This is a genomic window from Mycolicibacterium neoaurum (assembly GCF_036946495.1).
GTDB lineage: Bacteria > Actinomycetota > Actinomycetes > Mycobacteriales > Mycobacteriaceae > Mycobacterium > Mycobacterium neoaurum_B.
The window spans coordinates 1052715-1071469 of the sequence record NZ_JAQIIX010000002.1; the positions used below are offsets into that span (position 1 = coordinate 1052715).

Here is an 18755-nt window from a genome sequence, read left to right on the forward strand (position 1 = left end):
TCACTGGCGTACAACGACTTTCGATACCAAAGGAGCCGAATGGCCACCACGAACCCACCCGTCGACGCCGGTCTGCGTCACGGCGTGATGTCCGGTCCTGAGCTGGCAGCACAGGCCATCGCCAACATCGCGCCCAGCGCCGTCATCGCCTTCACCGCCGCGGCCATCTATCTGAGCGCGGGCACCGGCACCATCCTGTCGTTCGTACTCGCGACGGTGGTCATCCTTTCGGTCGGGTACTGCGTGGTGGTATTCGCCCGCCGCAATGCCTCGGCCGGCTCGCTGTACACCTATGTGTCCAAGGGTCTGGGCCCGTTCGGGGCCTACCTGGCCGGTGTCGCGCTTCTGGTCGGCTGCTGGGGCATTGCCGCTGGATCCCTGGGCGGCGCGATCTCCTACACGAGCGACTTCCTGGTCTCCCTGGGCATCCCGGCCGGCGGCACCGTCGCCACGATTGCCCTCGCGGTCGTATTGGGCGGTCTGGCAACGCTTTTCACCATACGCGGAATCCGGCTCTCGGCCCGGGTCTCGTTGACCCTGGAACTGATGTCGGTCACCATCATCATGATCCTGCTGGTACTGGCGCTGGTGTGGGCCGGACCGGCCGCCTGGGATCCGTCACAGTTCTCGTTCAGCGATGTCCCGGGGCAGGGTGTCGCCGCGGGCATGGTGCTCGGCATCCTCGGATTCGTCGGATTCTCGTCCGCCGACGCACTGGGCCGCGAGGCGCGGAACCCCTACACGGCAATACCGCGGGCCATCATGTGGAGCGCACTGGTGGTGGGTGTGCTCTATGTGTTCGCCGCTTACACCCAGATCGCGGTGCTGCAGCAGGGACTGGCCGACAGCGCGAATCCGTTGCAGGACATCGCCACTCTGATCGGCATGCCAACCTGGTTCAATCCGATCCTGCTGTTCGGGGTGGGCGCCTCGTTCTTCGCGGTCGTGGTCGCCCCGCTGAACGTCGTCGGCCGCATCGTCTACGTGATGGGCAAGGAGGGCGTGGTCGCCGACCGCTTCGGTCGCACCCATGACGGCCACCTGACGCCACACCGGGTGCTGCTGATCGCCGGGCCCGCCGCGATAATCCTCGACATCATCCTGCTGGCCGCCGGTGTGCATCCGATGGACATCGTGGTGTGGGTCGACACCTACGCCACCTACGGATACATGGTCGCGTACTCGCTGGTCGCCGCCGCCTGTGTGGTCTACACCCGGCGCACCGGGCTACCGAACCGGCTGGTCTGGATCACCGCGGTGATCGCGATCCTGGCCATGGCATACACCTTCTTCGCCAATGTCTATCCGGTGCCGACGTTCCCGCTGAACATCCTGCCGTATCTGTTCCTGGCCACGATCGCGGTCGCGCTGGGCTGGTACTACCACCTGGTGCGCAACCGGCCCGAGGTGATCGCCCGGATCGGCCAGACCGAGACGGACACGCTGGAGGGCGTCGGCTGAGCACTACCCTGTGGTGATGACCGGACATTTCGCGGTACTGGGGGCCACCGGCGCGCAGGGTGGCGCGGTGGTCAGGGCGCTAGTGGAGGCCGGGGCGACGGTGCGCGGTATCACCCGCCGCACCGATTCACGTGCGGCCCTGAGACTGGCCGAGGCCGGCGTCGAGGTGGTTGCCGCCGATCTGTCCGATGAGGCGTCCGTCGCGCAGGCCTTCTCCGGCGTGACAGGGGCGTACGCGCTGACCACCCCATTCGAGGACGGGCCCGAGGCCGAGATCAACCAGGGCCGGACCATCCTGGCGGCCGCCCTCTCGGCCGAGGTGCCGCACCTGGTGTTCTCGTCGGTGGCCGACGCCGACCAGCACACCGGCATCCCGCATTTCGACAGCAAGGCCGTCGTCGAGGCCGAGCTGGCCGGGTCCGGGCTGTCCTACACCATCGTCGGGCCGTCGTACTTCTACGACAACATGCTCGGCGGTCTCGACGACATCAAGGCCGGCGTGTTCGAACTACCGCTGCCTGCCGACGCGCCGCTGCAGCAATTGTCCCGGCGCGATCTGGGGCGGTTCGTCGCCGCGGTGCTCAGCGATCCCGATCCGGTGCGCGGCGCCCGCATCGACCTTGCCTCCGATCAGCCATCCGGCCGGCAGATGGCGGCCGCCCTTTCCGAAACCCTGGGCCGTCCAGTCGAATTGGTGACCCGCGATCCGGCGCAGATCGCCTCGGAGGACATGCGGGCCATGTTCACGTTCCTGGCTGCGGGCGGGTACACCGTGGATATTGCCGCGCTGCACGCGCAGTATCCGCAGATCAGCTGGCAGAGCTTCACCGACTGGATCGGCACCGACCTGCGGCCGCTGCTGGGCTGACGGTCACGGGGCTGCCGCCGGGGAACTAGTCTTGCGACATGACCGTCTCCCGTCTACAGCCCTACGCGGTGACGATCTTCGCGGAGATGTCGGCGTTGGCCGCCAATATCGGCGCGGTGAACCTCGGACAGGGCTTCCCGGACGAGGACGGCCCCGCAGAAATGCTGAAGGTCGCCCAGAAGGCAATCGCCAGCGGCGTCAACCAGTACCCGCCGGGGTTGGGTATTCCGGCATTGCGCAACGCGATCGCCGCACAACGTCGGCGACGGTACGGCATCGACTACGACCCCGATACCGAGGTGCTGGTGACCGTCGGAGCCACGGAGGCGATAGCGGCCGCCCTGCTGGGCCTCGTCGAACCGGGGTCCGACGTGCTGGTCATCGAGCCGTTCTATGACTCCTACTCCCCCGTCATCGCGATGGCAGGATGCCATCGCGTCACCGTCCCGTTGGTGCCGGCCGGCCGTGGTTTCGCCCTCGACATCGAGGCGCTGCGGACCGCGGTCACCCCGCGCACGCGGGCACTACTTCTCAACTCGCCGCACAATCCGACGGGCATGGTCCTCAGCGATGCCGAACTGTCGGCGGTCGCCACGCTGGCGACCGAACACGATCTGCTGGTGATCACCGACGAGGTGTACGAGACCTTGGTCTTCGGCGTTGAGCACCACCCGCTGGCCGGCTACCCGGGTATGCGGGAGCGCACGGTGACGATCTCGAGCGCGGCCAAGATGTTCAACGCCACCGGTTGGAAGATCGGATGGGCATGCGCCGCGCCCGATCTGATCGCCGGAGTGCGTGCGGCGAAGCAGTACTTGACGTATGTGGGCGGCGCCCCCTTCCAACCCGCCGTGGCATATGCACTCGATCACGAGGACGAGTGGGTGGCCGGTTTGCGCGCCGATCTGCAGGCCAAGCGCGACCGCCTCGGCGAATCGTTGGCCGAGTTGGGCTTCGAAGTCCACGACAGCGCCGGTACCTACTTCCTCTGTGCTGACCCACGGCCCCTTGGTTACACCGACAGCACGGCGTTCTGTGCCGAACTGCCCCATCGGGCCGGGGTCGCGGCCATCCCGATGTCGGCATTCACCCGCGCCGATCCGGACAACCCCGCGGATGACTGGAACCATCTGGTGCGCTTCGCCTTCTGCAAGCGAGACGACACCATGGACGAGGCGATTCGCCGGCTTCAAGTGCTGCGGGCACGCTGACGGGCTTATCCGCTCGCACCGACCACGAGTGAGACGTTGTTGCGGTGTCCGACAGGAAATTCACGCAACAACGTCACACTCAGCGATACTCGAGGTTCAGGACAGCGACGCGGCAACCAGCTTGTCGCGGGTGCCCAGCAGGTAGTACACGGCGAAGCCGACACCACAGCCGATGAACCAGCTGTACTGGGCGGCGGTGTACATGCCCGTCACGCTGCCGCCGAGCAGCACCGGGATCACCGCCAAGATCGCACCGAGCACCGTGGCGATCACCGCGATGCGGTTGTAGCCCTTGGTGTACCAGTACTTGCCGGATTCAGCCATGGTGAACAGATCGTCGACCACGACCTTCTGCTTGCGCACCAGGTAATAGTCGGCGATCAAGACACCGAACAGCGGACCGATGAACGCGCCCAACGTCTCCAGCGTGTAATGGATGACCTCCGGGTTGGCGTACAGGTTCCACGGGGTGATCAACACCGAACCGACCGCGGCGATCATGCCGCCCGCGCGCCAGCTGATGCGCTGTGGGCTCACGTTGGAGAAGTCGAAGGCCGGTGAGATGAAGTTGGCGACGATGTTGATACCGATGGTGGCAATGGTGAACGTCAACGCGCCCAACACGATGGCGAAGGTGGAGTCGATGCGGGCCACCGTCTCCACCGGATCGGTGAGCAGCTCGCCGAACACCGGCAACGTCAGTGACGCGGTGACGACCACCAGTACCGAGAACACCAGGAAGTTCACCGGCAGACCCAGGAAGTTGCCCCGCTTCACAGCCTCGAAGGACTTACCGTAACGGGAGAAATCTCCGAAGTTGAGCATCGGTCCGGAGAAGTAGGACACCACCAGGGCGATGGCGCCCAACATGACCGGCACCGCCGACCAACCGGTGTGGGTGACCGCACCGAGGTTCAGGTCGATGGCTCCCCAACCGGCCTTGTAGATCAGGTAGCCGCACAGCATGAACATCACCACATAGACCGCCGGACCGCAGAAGTCGATGAACTTGCGGATGGATTCCATGCCGCGCCAGAACACGCAGGCCTGCAGCACCCAGAGCAGCAGGAAGCTGCACCAGCCCAGCAACGAGAGCCCGGCAAAGCCATAGTCCTCGACCACCGCGTAGGGCATCAACCCGGGAAAGAGCTTGAGCAGCACGACATCCAGCGCCGCCGATGCGAGGTAGGTCTGTATGCCATACCAGGCGACCGCGATCAAGCCACGGATGATGGCCGGGATGTTGGCACCCAGCACACCGAACACGGTGCGGCAGATCACCGGATACGGCACACCGGTGGCCTGGCTGGGTTTGGCCACCAGATTGCAGAAGAAGTAGACGATGGTGATGCCGACCAGCAGCGCCACCAACACCTGCCAACTGGCCAGGCCGAGGGCGAACAGACTGCCCGCGGTGACATAACCGCCGACGCTGTGCACATCCGACATCCAGAACGCGAAGATGTTGTAAGAGGTCCAGGACTGCTTGCCCAGGGGCGCGAGGTCCTCATTGGTCAGCCGCGGGTCATAACCGGGCTTGATGACGCCGCCACCGACGGGGTGTCCGGCGGCTTCGACGATGTCACCGGCGCCGACGGCGGCTCCCGGTGGCGCGCTATTGGGTGGGACAACGGTTTCGGTCATGGTTGCCGACTATGCGACCGGTTTGTTTCCCCGCCGTTTCACCGGACTTATCTTCTCGGTTGCGGCAGAAATATATTCCTCAGGCCAACAGGCCGGTATCGCGTGGCAGTGTCGCGATGACCGCATTGAGCCGCCCGGCATGGTGTTCGGCGACCGCAAGCAGGGCGGCCACGTCGCCGGCGAGGAACGCCTCCAGCATGGCGCGATGGTCGGCGTGCAGTTCGGCCCGATGGGAAGGACTGACATGGACCATCGACTGGACCGGCTCGGTGACATTCCACGCCGCCTCCAACATGTGGAGCAGGCGATGCATGCGCGACGGAGCGGTCAGCGCGGCGTGAAACTGGCGGCTACCCCGGTGATATGCCGCGGCGTCACCATCTCTGACGGCCTGCTCGAGGCGTTGATTGGCCAGCACCGCGGTGGCTCGGTCGGCATCGGTGGCGTTGTACACCGCGGCGGTCAACGACGCCGACTCCAGAGTCTCTCGCACGATGTACATCTCGCGGAGCTCCTGAGCGGTGAGCAGGGCGATGGTGTATGCCCCGTTGCGGCGGTGCGTCACCAGCCCCTCGGCCACCAGGGTCTTGAGCGCTTCGCGGATGGGGATCGGGCTCACCCCGAACAGATCGGCCACCTCGGCCGGCGGAATGGGGGTTCCCGGTGGCACGCCACCATCGAGGATGGCGCGGCGCAATTCGACGAGGATCTCGTGCTGCGATGTCCTGGTCCGGTCGGCGACCAGGTGGTCGAGCAGCGCCGAACGCCGTACCGACATCATCGGTTCACGGTAGGCCGCGGATGTTGCCGCGATGTTGCCCAGATCGCGCCTACAGCGAAGAAGTCACTTCCCAGAGCCGTTCCAGCGACGGCAGCGAATGATCCAGGGGGCTCAGCGCCACATCGGTGGCTCCCGCGTCCACGTAACGCCGCAACTGGGCGCGCACAGTCGCGGCGTCACCGACGGCGGCAAGGTCGGCGATCGAGTCGAGCTGTTCGCGCTCGATCACCCTCTGATAGGAGGGAATGGTCGCGTAGAAGGCCAAGGTGTCGGCGGCGAGCGCGCGGCCGGCGTCGACATCATCGGTGACCAGTGCGGGCACCATCGCAATGATCTTGGGGGCAGGCCTGCCCGCGGCGGCGGCAGCCGCGGTGATCTCCGGAACGATGAACTCCCCGACCGTGCGCGGACCGGCCAGATACGGCAGCGTGCCATCGGCCAATTCACCGGTGACCCGCAAGGCCTTTGGGCCCATCGCCGCCACATAGACCGGGACCGGGGTCCCGCCGGCCACCGATACCGGCCACTCGGGGCCGGCGGTGAACTCCGCACCGTGGAAGTCGACCGCACCGTCGTCGAACACCGCGCGCAACACCTGCAGATGCTCGCGCAGCCGTGCCACCGGGTTCGGCCACGATCGACCGAAGGCATCCTGCTCGGGCTTGTGTGCGCCCAGCCCGATCCCGAGGCTGAAGTTGCCGTGGGCGGCGGCCTGCGCGGTCTGGGCCTGCGCGGCGACGATCAATGGGTGCCGTGGATTCAGCGGGACGACGGAGGTCCCGACACCAAGCCTGGGCACTGCGGCGCCGATCAGGCCGGCCAACCCGATGGCGTCGTGATCGAACTGCTGGGCCAGCCAGATCTGGCGGACCCCGGCGTCGTAGGCGCTGCGGGCCTGGGCGATGGCGTCGTCGACATGGTTGGCCGACTGTCGGTTGGGAACGAGAACTATTCCGGTGGGCATGTACCGGTCAGCGACCGGGCGGTGGTCAGAATTCCTTTTGCCGCACGCTGATTCTGATCTTCGGTGTTCCGATCAGCCGTAGAACCGGCTGACCCGCGCGCGCAGCCGGTCGACGGCCGCGTCGAGGACCAGCTTCTTCGCGCGCCGGATCAGGAACTCCGGGATGGGTGCGGCCAGATCGATGATCAGGTCGAAACGGACGCGGGTGCGATCGCCCTCGCGGATCAGCTTGTACTCACCGTGTTGACCGCGCTGCTGAAAGGTGTCCTGGGCGTCCCACACCATCCAGTCGTCACCCCAGTGATACTCCAGCATCTCCTTATCGGTGATACCCATGATCTTCACGGTGGCCTTGACGTGATGGGGTCGGCCATCGGGGTGACGATCCACCACCTCGGTAGCCCTGTGCAGGGTTGACCACGTCGGCACCTCGTCGATGTCGGCGAGCGCATCCAGGATCGCCTCCGGCGAGGCGTCGAAGAGAAGTTCCCTCGACGCTCTGACAGCCATCAGGCAAATATAAGACCGTCCTTATTTTGCCGCAAGGATTTTGTCGAACTGCTTTTAACTATTTGACGTTACGGTCGGCAGCAAATCCGTCACCACCCGAGCTCGGCCAGCTCGGTGGTGTGCTGCGGCGGCACACCGACCTGTCCGCTCGGCGTGCGGGAGAACCGCGGCGCCGGCGCGGCCTGCCGCACACCCGCTACGTCGACCAGGGTCCCGCGTGCACGCAGGTGTGCACTGTCGGCGGCCTCGGCCCAGTTCAGCACCGGCGTGACGCAGGCGTCGGTGCCCGCGAACACCGCGACCCACTCGTCGCGCGTGCGCTCGGAGAAGCGCGCCTCGAACACAGTGCGCAACTGCGGCCAGCGGTCCCGTTCGAACTGCCCGGGCACCTCGTCGGCGCGCAGGTCCAGGCCGGCGAGCAACGCGGCGAAGAACTGCGGCTCGATCGCCCCGACCGCCAGATGTCCACCGTCGGCCGTCTCATACGTCCGATAGAACGGGGCGCCGCCGTCGAGCAGGAACGACTCTCGTTGATCGGCAAGCGATCCCGTCGACCTCATGGTCCACATCATCTGGGCCAACATGCTGACCCCGTCGACCATCGCCGCATCGATCACCTGGCCCACACCGGAACTCTCACGCTCGTAGAGCGCGGCAAGGATCCCGACCAGCACCAGCATGGACCCGCCGCCGAAATCGGCGACCAGATTCAGCGGCGCGACCGGTGGGCGATCCCGATATCCGATGGCGCTCAGCACCCCGGTCTGAGACAGGTAGTTGATGTCGTGACCGGCGGTCTGCGCCAAGGGCCCGTCCTGCCCCCACCCGGTGATGCGCGCATAGATAAGCCGCGGATTCACCGCGGTGCACTCGTCGGGTCCGATGCCGAGCCGCTCGCATGTCCCGGGGCGGAAACAATCCAGCAGCACATCGGCTTTCGCGACGAGATCGAGTAACACCTGCGGTGCGCGCTTCACATCGAGGTCGACGACGCGCTTGCCGCGGTGCAGCAGGTCGACATTCTCGGCCGGCATCTGCAATGAACCGGGTCGACGGACTCGCACCACATCGGCGCCGAGATCGGACAACATCATCGCCGCGTGCGGCCCGGGCCCGATCCCGCCGAGTTCGACGATCCGGACACCGGCGAGCGGACCTGCGGGAGTCACCCCTTCTTGACCTTGAGCACCTGCTTGCGCAGCCCATCGGTGGCCACGTCGATGGCGCCGGACATGACCTTCTTGAGCAGGAATCCGGGCAACGGGATCGCCAGGTCGATCGTCATGTCGAAGCGGACGCGGGTCTTGTCCCCCTCTGGCGTCAAGGTGTAGCTGCACTCCTGGGACTTCAACTGGCTGGACTTGACCAACACCCAGCTGACCTTGTCGTCCTCCCACGTGTAATCGATCGTCAACTGATCGCTGATACCGACGGTCTTGATGGTCTGGACGACCCGGTGCGGGCGGCCCTCCGAGTCCCGGTCGACCACCTCGGCCTTCTGGTATTGGGGGGACCACGACGGGGTGGATTCGACATCGGCGACGACGGCGAGGATCTCCTCCGGGGCCGCCTCGATGACCACTTCACGGGAAACGCTGGTTGCCATGGGCTGACAGTAGCGATCCGGGGACCACCCCGGGTGCACTATGCCGACGGCGGCACCAGCATGGACTCCCAGCTGTGCTCGCCGGACTGCGCCAGGTCGCCCTGCGTGTAGCGCCTGCCGTCGGGTCCGATGTACGAACCGGTGGCCGGGTCGTACACCGCGACCGCCACATTCTGCGGGGCATCGCCCACGGGCGCCCCGCCGACCGGAGCGGCGGGCGGCGGCGGTTCGCCCGGAGCGGACACCCCGGGCGGGTACTGCGGCACACCCTGCCCACTGAGCGTCGCGTTCGGGTCGCCCTTCCAGTTGTAGCCGTCGTTGAGTGGGACGTACTCCTCATCGCTCTCGCAGATCTCCACGGTGGGCGCGCGTTTCCACGGTTTCGTCTCGCACGGGATGTTGCGCACCCCGCGGACGTTGAGATCGGAGTTCTGCGGCACCCGGCAGTACAGCTCCCCCGATGGGCGGTCCGGGGCGTCGACGTCGGTGGGGATGCGCTGCTGTCGGGCCGGTAGGAATCCGGTGTTGCATGGCGGCGGCCAGTTCAGATTCAGGTTGAAGTCCAGATAGATTCCGCGGTAGGCCTGTTTGGTGTTCGCATTGGCCGCAGTGATGGCGGACATGACGGCCGTTCCCTGCGGGTACAGCACCAGCAGTTGCTCCAGATCGGCGCGATAGGTCACCGCGATATCGCCCAGGCTGACCATGTTGGCCAGCAGGACCGGTAGCGCGGGAGCGAACCGGTCGAACAGCGCCTGGCCCTCCTGCAGGGCGGGTCCGCCCTGGTTGAGCAGATCGCCGAAAGCGGCGTCCTGGGCCGCGAACTGGCCGGTCACCGACGCCATCCGCGACGCCCACGTCTGGATCGAATCAGCGGTCCGCGCTTGGGAGTCCAGCACTGCCGGTGACTGGTCGATCAATGTGGTCAGCTGATCGGTGACAGCACCGGCATCGGTGGCGACAGCGGTCGAACCGTCGACGATCCGGGCGAGTTCACGCCCGAGACCGCCGACCGCGGTGTCGGCCTCGTCGACCAGGGTGCGCAGATTCTCCCGCGGAATGGCTTGCAGCGCAGTATTGGTCGCATCGAGCAGACCGGCGATATCGGCGGGCACCGATACCCTGTCGGCTGCGATGGCATCGCCATCGCGCAGGTTCGGGCCATCCGCCCCGTTCGGGGTCAGTTCGACGAACTGTTCACCGATGGCCGACCGGCTGTGCACCGCGGCGGAAACATCGGCGGGCACCGGGGTGTCCGATTCCAGTGTGAGGACGGCCCGAACCCCGACGTCGGTCACATCGACGGAGGTGACGCGACCGATTTCGTCACCGCGGTAGGTCACCACCGATGTCGGATAGAGCCCGCCGGAACGGGGCAGCTCAAGGGTGACCTCATAGCGCCCGACACCCAGCAGTGCCGGTGCTTGGACGAATCCGAAAAGCATGACCGCGCCGGCGATCACGGTGATCGAGCCGAGGACGGCCAGTTGGATCCAAACCTTGCGGTGCAGACGTATCACTTCAGTACGACCCCCACCGGTACGGTGCGACCAGCGGGTTGCCCGCCGTGTACGGGCTCGGCATGGTGCCGATGGTGCGGCCCCACTGCATCTCCAGTTCGGTCAGGTTGCCTTCCCACCGGGTACCGGTGAAGATGCTGCTGTCCAGCCGACTCAGGGTGAGATCGACGATGAGGCTGATATTGGCGAAGTCGCCGCGGAACCAGTTCGGGATGGTGCTCTTCACCCACGGGTAGGTGGACAGGAAGTCCAGGCCCCTGGTGAGGGCGGGTCCGGCATCGGCGAGCTCGCGGAACACCGGCGCGATCTGGCGCAGATTGTTCACCAACGATTCGCGGCTCTGCTGCACCGTCGAGTTCGCGATGGCGCTGAACTTGCCCAGCGCGTCGATGGCATCGGCCAGTTTGGTTCGCGAGTCGGCGAGAACCTTCAGCGCCTGCGGCATGGTGGTCAGCGCCCGGTCGACGACGACGTCGTTGGCGGCGACCTGTCCGGCGAGGTCGTTGAGATGTTCGGTGGCGGTGATGATGTCGTCGGTTTGCGCGTTCAACGCGCTGATGAAGGTGTCCAGTTGGGTGAGCAGACTCCGCATATCGTCTTCACGCCCGGCCAGCGCTGTCGCGAAACTCTGGTTGATCTCCTGCAACTGAGCCAGCCCGCCGCCGTTGAGCAGGACCGACACCGAGGCCAGGGTCTGCTCCGTGGTGGGGTAGGTCGCGGCCGCGGACAGCGGTATCACCGAACCGTCGGTCAACCGACCCTGCGGGACCGCGTCGGTGGGTGGGGCGAGCTCGATGTGCATGGAGCCCAGCAAGCTGGTCTGGCCGACCTTGGCCGTGGCGTTGGCGGGCAGCACGACGCCTCCGTCGATCCGCATGGTGACCAGGGCGTGCCAGTCCTGAACCTCGATCTTGGTGACGTTCCCGACGTTGACGTCGGCAACCCGGACGCGGGTGTTCTGCTGGATGACCACGACGTCGGGTAGCTGCGCCTGGATGGTGTACGACCCGTCGCCGCTGCCGGCGGTGCCGGGTAAACTCAACGAGTTCAGGCCTCGCCATTGGCATCCCGGAACCAGTACCAACACCGCGATGAGTATCCCGACCACCGCGCCGCGCCTCATGGTGTACCGCCCGGCACCATCAGACCGGGCAGCCCGGCGGCTGGGTCGGTCGGGACCGCGGGCCCCTCGGCTGCGAGCATGCCGATCGGGTCCGGCGGAGGCACAGGCGGGACGAAGTCGGGTCGGAGTCGGTTCTCGCTGTAGGTGATCTCGTTGGGGCGTGCGGTGGCCCCGACGAACGGGTTCCCGCCGATCGGCAGGAAGTTGTACTGGCGGTTCTTGACGATCGGCGCCAGATACTGCGTGCAGAGTTTGGCGGATTGTTCGCTGTTCAGTCTGGAGGCGGCCTGCACCGCGCCGCAGATGAATCCGACGGTGTTGGCGAAGTTGCCCAGTGCCATGATGCCGGTGACCGCGGCCTGCGCCGGCTGATAGATGTTCATGAAGTTCTGGAACACCGTCGGCGCGACATGCAGGATCTGCTTGACGTCGCCGCGGCGATCATTGAGCGCGGTGGTGATGGCGGTGAACCGGTCGACGGTGGTGCCCAGCGATTCCCTGTTATCGGCGATGAACCCGCGCAGGTCGGTGACGGCGGCATCGAGACCCGATGTGGCATCGGCGATCTCGTCGGGTGTGTTGGACAGCACGGTGGACACATCGGCGAGGTTCACGTTGAACCGGGCCATCAGGTCACTGCTGGCGGACAGCGCCGACACCAGCATCTGCAGGTTGCGGACGGTGCTGAAGATATCGGTGCTGTGGTCACCGAGCACCGACATCGCCTGTGAGAGCTTGCGGACGGTGTCACGGGCGGTGCCACCCTGGCCGCGCAGGTTCTCCGCCGCGCTGTTGATGAATTCGCCGACGGCGTTCGGGCCGCCGGGCGTGGTCGGCTGCAGGGATTCGGTGAGCTTCTGCAGTTGCGCGCGGAAGTCGTCCCATTCCACCGGAACGGCCGTGCGTTCCTGCGGAATTGCGGTGCCGGCGGCGAGTTTCGGTCCACCGTCATAGGCGGGCACCAGTTGGATGGCCCGGGCGCTCACCAAGGACGGGGACAACACGGCGGCCCGGACGTCGGCGGGGACCGGGTACCGGGCGTCCACCGAGAAGGTGACCTTGATGTTCTGCGGTTGCGGCTCGATCGCTTCGATAGCGCCGACGGCGACGCCGAGAATCCGGACCTCGTCACCCACATAAAGGCCATTGGTATTGGCGAAATAGCCGACGTAGGTGTTGGTGACGACCCGGTCCCACCACGAGGTGCCCACGACCGAGATGCCGGCGACCAGCAGCACCGACAGCGCGGCGGCCAGGGCGATCCGCAACTTCGCGATCATGGTGCCACCTCACCGGGTGCGGGAACGTACACAGCGGTCGGGCCGACCGGCGCAGGACCGGAGAATCCGGGCGGTGGGGTTGCAGGTGGACCCGGCGGTGGGCCACCCGGTGGCGGGCCGGGCAGCGGCGGCCGGTAGGGGTATCGAGGATCACCGGGTTGTCCGGTGATGGCATCGGGCAGTGTCAGATTCGGCTCGCCACCCTGCCCGGTGCGTGGAAACGGCACCGGTAGCGCCGGGGTGCCAGGTTGGCCCACACCGGGGTCGACGAGCTGCGAGGGCACCTGCACATTCGGGTCCAGACCCAGATCCGAGAAGGCCGCATCGACGAACGGTTGGACGAACTGCCCCGGCAGCAGGTTTACCACCGAGGCCTTGAAGAACGGGCCGGATCCGAGCACTTCACCGAAGGACATCGCGTAGCGGCGCAACAGGTACAGGGTGCGCTGTAATTCCTGTTTACGGTTGTCAAGGATCGACAGCACCCCGTTGAGCTTGTCCAGGGCGGGTGTGAGTTGTTCGCGGTTGTCGGCAACCAGTCCGGACAACTGGGCCGATGCCGCTGCCAGATTGCCCATCAACGCGTCGACCGAATCTCGCTGTGACAGCAGTTCGGCCAGTAGCGAGTTGGCGTTGACCACGAGCGCGGCGATCTGGTCGCTGCGTTTGGCCAGTACTCCGGTCACCTTGTTCGCATCAGCGAGCAGAGTGCGCAGCTGGGCGTCGCGGGTGTTGAGGGTGTCGGAGAACTGCGCGACACCTTCGAGAGCGAGCTTCAGGTCGGCCGGGGTGTTCTGGAAGGTCTCGGCCAGGGTCGACAATGCGGTGGAGAGTTGGGTGGTGTCCAGCCCACTGATCGTGGTGGTGAGATCGCCGAGGGCGGTGGGCAGATCGTAGGGCGAGGTGGTCCGCTCCAAGGGGATGGTGCCGGCGAGTTCGCCGTCGCCCTGCGGGGTGAGTTCGAGCATCTTGGTGCCCAGCACCGTCTCGGTCTTGATGGCCGCCTCGGTGCGGTCACCGAGTTCGACATCGTCGTCGACGGTGAACTCGACGAGGACTTTGGTGCCCTCCAGCGTCACGCTCGACACGCGGCCGACGCCATATCCGGAGACCCGGACATCGCTGCCCGGTTTGATACCACCGGCCTCGGCGAAATACGCGGTGTAGTCCGAGGTCCCCTTGATGAGGGGCAGTTTGTCGTAGGAGAACGCGGCGACCACGACGGCGACCAGCACGAGGGTGCCCACGGCTCCGACGGCCGCGCGGTTGCGTTCGGCGATGGGTTTCATTTCTTCGGTGTGCACCTTCCGGTGTCCTGGCCGGCCAGCTTGATGTACACGGGTTGACCGCCCTTCCCGTTTACCTTGAGCGCGGCATCGCACAGATAGAAGCCGAAGTAGTCGCCGTAGAGACCCTGCCGGGCCAGGATCTGGTAGGTATCGGGCAGGGTCCGCACCAGCTCGTCGACGTAATCGTGGTCGGCCATGATCTGTCCGGAGACCCGGTCCGTTTGTGCCACTGCCTCTTTCACCGGTTCCCGGGCCTGCACCAACAGGTCGGCCACCGTGCCGGCCGCGGCACTGATGTGTGCCACGCCGGTGGCGATATCGTCACGGCGGTCGGCGAGACCCTGTACCAGGCTCGACAGGTCACCCAGCCCCGCGGAGAACTGGTCATCGCGTGCGGCGAAGGTAGTCAGCACAGTGTTGAGGTTGGTGATCACCTGCCCGATCAGTTCGTCGCGTCCGGCCAACGTCCTGGTCAGCGCCGAGGCCTGGGCCAGTACCGAGGACACGGTGCCGCCCTGGCCCTGGAACACCGTGAGCAGTTGCCCGGACAAGGCGTTCACCTGGTCGGGATCGAGCGCTCGGAACAGCGGGCGGAAGCCACCGATCAGCGCGTCGACATCGAGGGCCGGGTGGGTGCGCTCCAGCGGGATGGTCTCGCCGGGCTGTAGCGGCCGCACCGAACCGGGGCCCTCCTCCAGCGCGAGATAGCGGTCACCGATCAGGTTCTCGTAGCGCACCGCGGCCGTGGTCCCCTCGGTGAGGGACAAATCCCGGTCGACAGCGAAATCGACGGTGACGGTGCCATCCTCGTGCAGGGTCAGGTCGGTCACCTTGCCCACCTCGACGCCGGCGATGCGGACGAAGTTGCCGCCCTTGAGACCGGATATGTTGGTGAACACGGCGCTGTAGGCGACCCGTGAGTCGAAGCGGAACTGCCCGAAGACCGTGACGAGGGCGAACAGGAACACCAGGCACATGGCGGTGAACCCCGCGACCCGCACCACGGTGCCGGTGATGCTCTTACGGCGCATGACGGGTCCTTCCTACGGGACGGGTGGGCCGGGGGGCGGGAATGTCACCGGGGCCGGCGGCAGCGGGAACGGTGGCGCAGGCGCTCCGAACGGGCCGGGCCCCGGGGCGGGGCCGCCGGGATAGCGGATGCTCGGTGGTTCGGGAACCGCGCGGGTGACCGGAAGATAGTTGGCCCAGCCGGGGAACCCGATGCCGGGGTTGGTGCGTATCTCGTTGGGCAGGGCGCCCCATCCGGTGTCGGTGACCAGCGCCTTGACCGGGAAGTTCTGGCTGACATCGGGTAGTGAACCGCAGCTCGGCTTCCCACCCGGACCCCCGGTGGCATTGGTCTTGGGCAGGTTCTGCGGGAACCGGTAGGCGTCGTCGCCGGCGAGCATCGCGGCATCCATGACCACCGATTTCCCGTTGCCGCCGAGGGCATCACGGCCACCGTGCTCCAGGAACCACACTGCGCCCTGGAACAGACAGGTGTATGTCGGTGAGTACTTCATCAGCAGGGCCGTTGTCGGGTCGAGGAGATTCATGGCACGAACCAGTGCAGGTTGGTTGCCGCCGATCACGTCGATACCCGATCGGGAGAAGCCGACCGCCGAGAGCAGCAGGTTGTCCAACGCCTGCGCGTGACTGGTGATGGTCGCCGAGGTCGTCGAGAACGAATCGAGGATCGATACAATGTCCTGGGCCGCAACCGAATACGCGGCAGTGGTCTGACCGAACAATTGCCAGTCGCGTTGCACGGTGGGCATCCGTGGATTGACCGCCGTTAGCACCTTGTTCGCTTCGGTGATCGCTATACCGATCCGGTTGCCCTTGCCGCGCAGCGATTCCGACACCGCGGCCAGCACGGCGTTGAGCTTGGCCGGGTCGACGGCCTGCACGACGGCCTGCAGGTTCTCGAAGACCGTGTTGACCTCGACGGTGACATTGCGACTGCGCAGCACCGCACCGGGTGTGAGCCGGTCCGGGCTGGGCCCGGAATCCGGCACGACGAGATCCACATATTTGGCACCGAAGGCCGTGGTGGACTTGATCTCGGCCTCGACGTTGGCGGGCAGATGCTCGAAAGGTCCGGGATACATGTTCAGATGCAGTGCGGCGATTCCCGATTCGATGCCGATCGATCCGACCTCGCCGACCTGCACACCACGCAGTTTGACCTTCGCGCCGTTCTCCATCACCAGGCCGGCGCGATCGGATATCAGCGTGACGGGCACGAACGTGCGCAGCGTCCCGGAGAACAACAGCGCGGTCATGACCGTCAGGGCGATGATGACGATCAGCAGGATGGGTGCGTACCAGATCGGGTCGATCTTGTCGCGACGCGGTGCATTGTTCACGCGCTATCCCGAGAGATGGAAGTTGCCGGACTGCCCGTACACCGACAGCGTGATGGTCAACAGGACGAATACCGTTGCGGTGACCGAGGTCCGTACGGCACGGCCGACCGCTTCCCCGACGCCGGCCGGACCGCCGGTTGCAGTGAATCCGTAGTACGTGTGCACGACCATCACCGCGGCGGCCATCGACAGCGCCGCCACAAAGGACCACAGTAGGTCCGATGGCCGAAGGAACGTCGAGAAGTAATGGTCGTAGACACCGGCGGACTGACCATAGACGAAGGTGGTGCCCAACCGCGTTGCCAGGAAGGACATCAGGACGGCGACGGTGTAGAGCGGAATCACCACCACGACGCCTGCCACGATGCGGGTGGACACCAGATAGGTGATGGCCCGGATGCCCATCACCTCGAGAGCGTCGATCTCCTCGTTGATCCGCATGGCACCCAGCTGCGCGGTGGCACCCGCACCGATGGTGGCGGCCAGGGCCACCCCGGCGGTGGCGGGTGCGATGAACCGGACGTTGAGGAAGGCCGACAGGAACCCGGTGAGCGCCTCGATGCCGACATTGGACAGCGTGTTGTACCCCTGCACAGCGATCAACGCGCCGGTGGACAGCGTGAGGAAACCGATGATGACGACGGTGCCACCGATCACGGCCAGAGCGCCGGTGCCCATGCCCATCACCGCGATCAGCCGCAGCACCTCACCCGGGTAGCGGCGGACCGCGTCACCGATATGGGCCAGGGACTGGCCGTAGAAGGCGGTCTGCTCACCCAGCAGGCGGGTCCGGTCCACCAGCCCTTGCCCGAAAGTGGTCATCAGGGAGCCACTTTCACGCCGAGTGCGGTGGCCAGGATGTTGATCAGGAACAGCGCCATGAACGCGAAGACCACGGTCTCGTTGACCGCGTTGCCCACGCCGGTCGGTCCGCCGCCCACCGACAGCCCCTTGTAGCACGCGATCAAGCCGGCGGAGAGCCCGAACAGCAGCGCCTTGATCAGTGAGACGATGACCTGCGGCAGACCCGTGAGCAGTGTCAGGCCCGCGACGAAGGCTCCCGGCGTGACGTTCTGCACGTAGACCACGAACAGGTAGCTGCCGGTCAGTCCCACCACGGCCACCACCGAGTAGAGCATCAGGGCGACGAAGGTGGCCGCGATGACGCGGGGCACCACCAGCGCCTGTACCGGGTTGACGCCGATGACCTTCATCGCGTCGATCTCTTCGCGGATGGTGCGGGCACCGAGATCGGCGCACATGGCGGTGGCGCCGGCACCGGCGACGACGATGGCCGTGACGACGGGGCCCACTTGGGTCACCGAGGCCAATGCGGCACCGGCTCCGGAAAGGTCACCGGCACCGATTTCGAGCAACACGATGTTGAGCGTGAAGACGATCAGCACCGTGTAGGGAATGGACAGCATGATGGTCGGGAAAATCGATACCCGGGCCACGAAAGCGATCTGTTCGAAGAGCTCCCGCCATGCGAAGGGCCGCCGGAACATGGCACCGAACGATTCCGCGCTGAGCACCATGAAGCCGCCCACGGCATCCATGGACTTCGTCAACTGACCGGAGGCGCTCATCGCGGCGGACGTTATGGCCGGTGGAATTTGCTGTCAAAGGCAGCTGGTCGCAATATGGCGACGTCAATATCCGATTTTGCTGGTGGCAATTGCTCGCACGATTTAGCTCAGCTTGATTCGATCACGCTGACGCATAGTGCCCGCGCTGCGTAGACTCACCCGCGTGGACGTCGATCCCTCGGTTCCCCCGTCAGGTAGCGGCTGCGTGGAGTGCGACGCCGACGGCGGGTGGTGGGTCCACCTGCGTCGCTGCACCGCGTGCGGGCATATCGGCTGCTGTGACGATTCGCTGGCGCGGCACGCCTCTCAACACTGGCGCAGCACCGGTCACCCGATCATCCGCAGTTTCGAGCCGGGCGAGGACTGGTTCTGGAACTACGACACCGGCCAGTACTACGACGGTCCGGAACTGTGTGCACCCCAGGCTCATCCCACCGATCAGTCGGTCCCCGGACCCCGCTCGCGGGTGCCCGCGGACTGGATGCAGCAGCTGCAGAACCGGGATGCCTGAGTTTTCGACCCCGGTGAAACGGGTATCGA

General features: G+C 66.0%; 18 protein-coding genes. 4 read left to right on the forward strand and 14 right to left on the reverse strand.

Annotated elements, in window-relative coordinates; all coding sequences use genetic code 11:
* Positions 1 to 39 precede the first annotated feature (39 nt).
* The 3 genes from PGN27_RS10395 to PGN27_RS10405 are packed head-to-tail and all read left to right on the forward strand — an operon-like array spanning position 40 to position 3540.
* On the forward strand, positions 40 to 1461 hold the full coding sequence (locus PGN27_RS10395; protein WP_335326051.1) for an APC family permease: 1422 nt from the start codon (positions 40 to 42) through the stop codon (positions 1459 to 1461).
* A gap of 16 nt (positions 1462 to 1477) precedes the next feature.
* Positions 1478 to 2329: an NmrA/HSCARG family protein gene (locus PGN27_RS10400; protein WP_335326052.1), complete on the forward strand. Its 852-nt coding sequence runs from the start codon at positions 1478 to 1480 to the stop codon at positions 2327 to 2329.
* Between the two features lie 38 nt (positions 2330 to 2367).
* On the forward strand, positions 2368 to 3540 hold the full coding sequence (locus PGN27_RS10405; RefSeq protein ID WP_335326053.1) for a pyridoxal phosphate-dependent aminotransferase: 1173 nt from the start codon (positions 2368 to 2370) through the stop codon (positions 3538 to 3540).
* Positions 3541 to 3636: 96 nt separating this feature from the next.
* Here the strand turns inward: PGN27_RS10405 and PGN27_RS10410 are convergent, their stop codons facing one another.
* The 14 genes from PGN27_RS10410 to PGN27_RS10475 form a co-directional block, all read right to left on the reverse strand.
* Positions 3637 to 5184 (reverse strand): NCS1 family nucleobase:cation symporter-1, encoded by a 1548-nt coding sequence (locus tag PGN27_RS10410; RefSeq protein ID WP_335326054.1) that lies wholly within the window; start codon positions 5182 to 5184, stop codon positions 3637 to 3639.
* A gap of 79 nt (positions 5185 to 5263) precedes the next feature.
* Positions 5264 to 5962: a GntR family transcriptional regulator gene (locus PGN27_RS10415; protein WP_418888651.1), complete on the reverse strand. Its 699-nt coding sequence runs from the start codon at positions 5960 to 5962 to the stop codon at positions 5264 to 5266.
* Positions 5963 to 6014: 52 nt separating this feature from the next.
* Complete coding sequence (locus tag PGN27_RS10420; RefSeq protein ID WP_335326056.1) at positions 6015 to 6929, reverse strand: LLM class F420-dependent oxidoreductase; 915 nt, start codon at positions 6927 to 6929, stop codon at positions 6015 to 6017.
* A 72-nt stretch (positions 6930 to 7001) separates the two neighbouring features.
* Positions 7002 to 7439, reverse strand: coding sequence for an SRPBCC family protein (locus PGN27_RS10425; protein ID WP_030133210.1), 438 nt, complete (start codon positions 7437 to 7439; stop codon positions 7002 to 7004).
* A gap of 89 nt (positions 7440 to 7528) precedes the next feature.
* Positions 7529 to 8608, reverse strand: a complete 1080-nt coding sequence (locus PGN27_RS10430) for a CaiB/BaiF CoA transferase family protein (RefSeq protein ID WP_335326057.1) — start codon at positions 8606 to 8608, stop codon at positions 7529 to 7531.
* Positions 8605 to 9045: an SRPBCC family protein gene (locus tag PGN27_RS10435; protein WP_335326058.1), complete on the reverse strand. Its 441-nt coding sequence runs from the start codon at positions 9043 to 9045 to the stop codon at positions 8605 to 8607. The genes PGN27_RS10430 and PGN27_RS10435 overlap by 4 nt, the downstream gene beginning before the upstream one ends.
* 38 nt (positions 9046 to 9083) lie before the next feature.
* Complete coding sequence (locus PGN27_RS10440) at positions 9084 to 10565, reverse strand: MCE family protein (protein ID WP_335326059.1); 1482 nt, start codon at positions 10563 to 10565, stop codon at positions 9084 to 9086.
* A gap of 1 nt (position 10566) precedes the next feature.
* The gene (locus PGN27_RS10445) at positions 10567 to 11688 is read right to left on the reverse strand and encodes a virulence factor Mce family protein (RefSeq protein ID WP_335326060.1); all 1122 of its coding nucleotides are present in this window, start codon (positions 11686 to 11688) and stop codon (positions 10567 to 10569) included.
* Positions 11685 to 12968 carry an MCE family protein gene (locus PGN27_RS10450; protein ID WP_335326061.1) on the reverse strand — a complete coding sequence of 428 codons (1284 nt, stop codon included), beginning with the start codon at positions 12966 to 12968 and terminating at the stop codon, positions 11685 to 11687. The genes PGN27_RS10445 and PGN27_RS10450 overlap by 4 nt, the downstream gene beginning before the upstream one ends.
* Positions 12965 to 14257, reverse strand: a complete 1293-nt coding sequence (locus PGN27_RS10455) for an MCE family protein (protein ID WP_335328702.1) — start codon at positions 14255 to 14257, stop codon at positions 12965 to 12967. The genes PGN27_RS10450 and PGN27_RS10455 overlap by 4 nt, the downstream gene beginning before the upstream one ends.
* Positions 14254 to 15288, reverse strand: a complete 1035-nt coding sequence (locus PGN27_RS10460) for an MCE family protein (RefSeq protein ID WP_335326062.1) — start codon at positions 15286 to 15288, stop codon at positions 14254 to 14256. Before PGN27_RS10460 ends, PGN27_RS10455 begins: the two co-directional genes overlap by 4 nt.
* A 12-nt stretch (positions 15289 to 15300) precedes the next feature.
* Positions 15301 to 16626: an MCE family protein gene (locus PGN27_RS10465; protein WP_335326063.1), complete on the reverse strand. Its 1326-nt coding sequence runs from the start codon at positions 16624 to 16626 to the stop codon at positions 15301 to 15303.
* A 3-nt stretch (positions 16627 to 16629) separates the two neighbouring features.
* Positions 16630 to 17448: an ABC transporter permease gene (locus tag PGN27_RS10470; protein WP_030133201.1), complete on the reverse strand. Its 819-nt coding sequence runs from the start codon at positions 17446 to 17448 to the stop codon at positions 16630 to 16632.
* Positions 17448 to 18215: an MlaE family ABC transporter permease gene (locus PGN27_RS10475; RefSeq protein WP_335326064.1), complete on the reverse strand. Its 768-nt coding sequence runs from the start codon at positions 18213 to 18215 to the stop codon at positions 17448 to 17450. Before PGN27_RS10475 ends, PGN27_RS10470 begins: the two co-directional genes overlap by 1 nt.
* Positions 18216 to 18378: 163 nt before the next feature.
* On the opposite strand from PGN27_RS10475, the gene PGN27_RS10480 reads away from it, so the two are divergent.
* Complete coding sequence (locus PGN27_RS10480) at positions 18379 to 18726, forward strand: UBP-type zinc finger domain-containing protein (protein WP_335326065.1); 348 nt, start codon at positions 18379 to 18381, stop codon at positions 18724 to 18726.
* Positions 18727 to 18755 lie beyond the last annotated feature (29 nt).

Coding starts and splice junctions, on each gene's coding strand:
- PGN27_RS10395 (WP_335326051.1), top strand. CDS start 40: ATGGCCACCACGAACCCACCCGTCGACGCCGGTCTGCGTCACGGCGTG.
- PGN27_RS10400 (WP_335326052.1), top strand. CDS start 1,478: ATGACCGGACATTTCGCGGTACTGGGGGCCACCGGCGCGCAGGGTGGC.
- PGN27_RS10405 (WP_335326053.1), top strand. CDS start 2,368: ATGACCGTCTCCCGTCTACAGCCCTACGCGGTGACGATCTTCGCGGAG.
- PGN27_RS10410 (WP_335326054.1), bottom strand. CDS start 5,184: ATGACCGAAACCGTTGTCCCACCCAATAGCGCGCCACCGGGAGCCGCC.
- PGN27_RS10415 (WP_418888651.1), bottom strand. CDS start 5,962: ATGTCGGTACGGCGTTCGGCGCTGCTCGACCACCTGGTCGCCGACCGG.
- PGN27_RS10420 (WP_335326056.1), bottom strand. CDS start 6,929: ATGCCCACCGGAATAGTTCTCGTTCCCAACCGACAGTCGGCCAACCAT.
- PGN27_RS10425 (WP_030133210.1), bottom strand. CDS start 7,439: ATGGCTGTCAGAGCGTCGAGGGAACTTCTCTTCGACGCCTCGCCGGAG.
- PGN27_RS10435 (WP_335326058.1), bottom strand. CDS start 9,045: ATGGCAACCAGCGTTTCCCGTGAAGTGGTCATCGAGGCGGCCCCGGAG.
- PGN27_RS10445 (WP_335326060.1), bottom strand. CDS start 11,688: ATGAGGCGCGGCGCGGTGGTCGGGATACTCATCGCGGTGTTGGTACTG.
- PGN27_RS10450 (WP_335326061.1), bottom strand. CDS start 12,968: ATGATCGCGAAGTTGCGGATCGCCCTGGCCGCCGCGCTGTCGGTGCTG.
- PGN27_RS10455 (WP_335328702.1), bottom strand. CDS start 14,257: ATGAAACCCATCGCCGAACGCAACCGCGCGGCCGTCGGAGCCGTGGGC.
- PGN27_RS10460 (WP_335326062.1), bottom strand. CDS start 15,288: ATGCGCCGTAAGAGCATCACCGGCACCGTGGTGCGGGTCGCGGGGTTC.
- PGN27_RS10470 (WP_030133201.1), bottom strand. CDS start 17,448: ATGACCACTTTCGGGCAAGGGCTGGTGGACCGGACCCGCCTGCTGGGT.
- PGN27_RS10475 (WP_335326064.1), bottom strand. CDS start 18,215: ATGAGCGCCTCCGGTCAGTTGACGAAGTCCATGGATGCCGTGGGCGGC.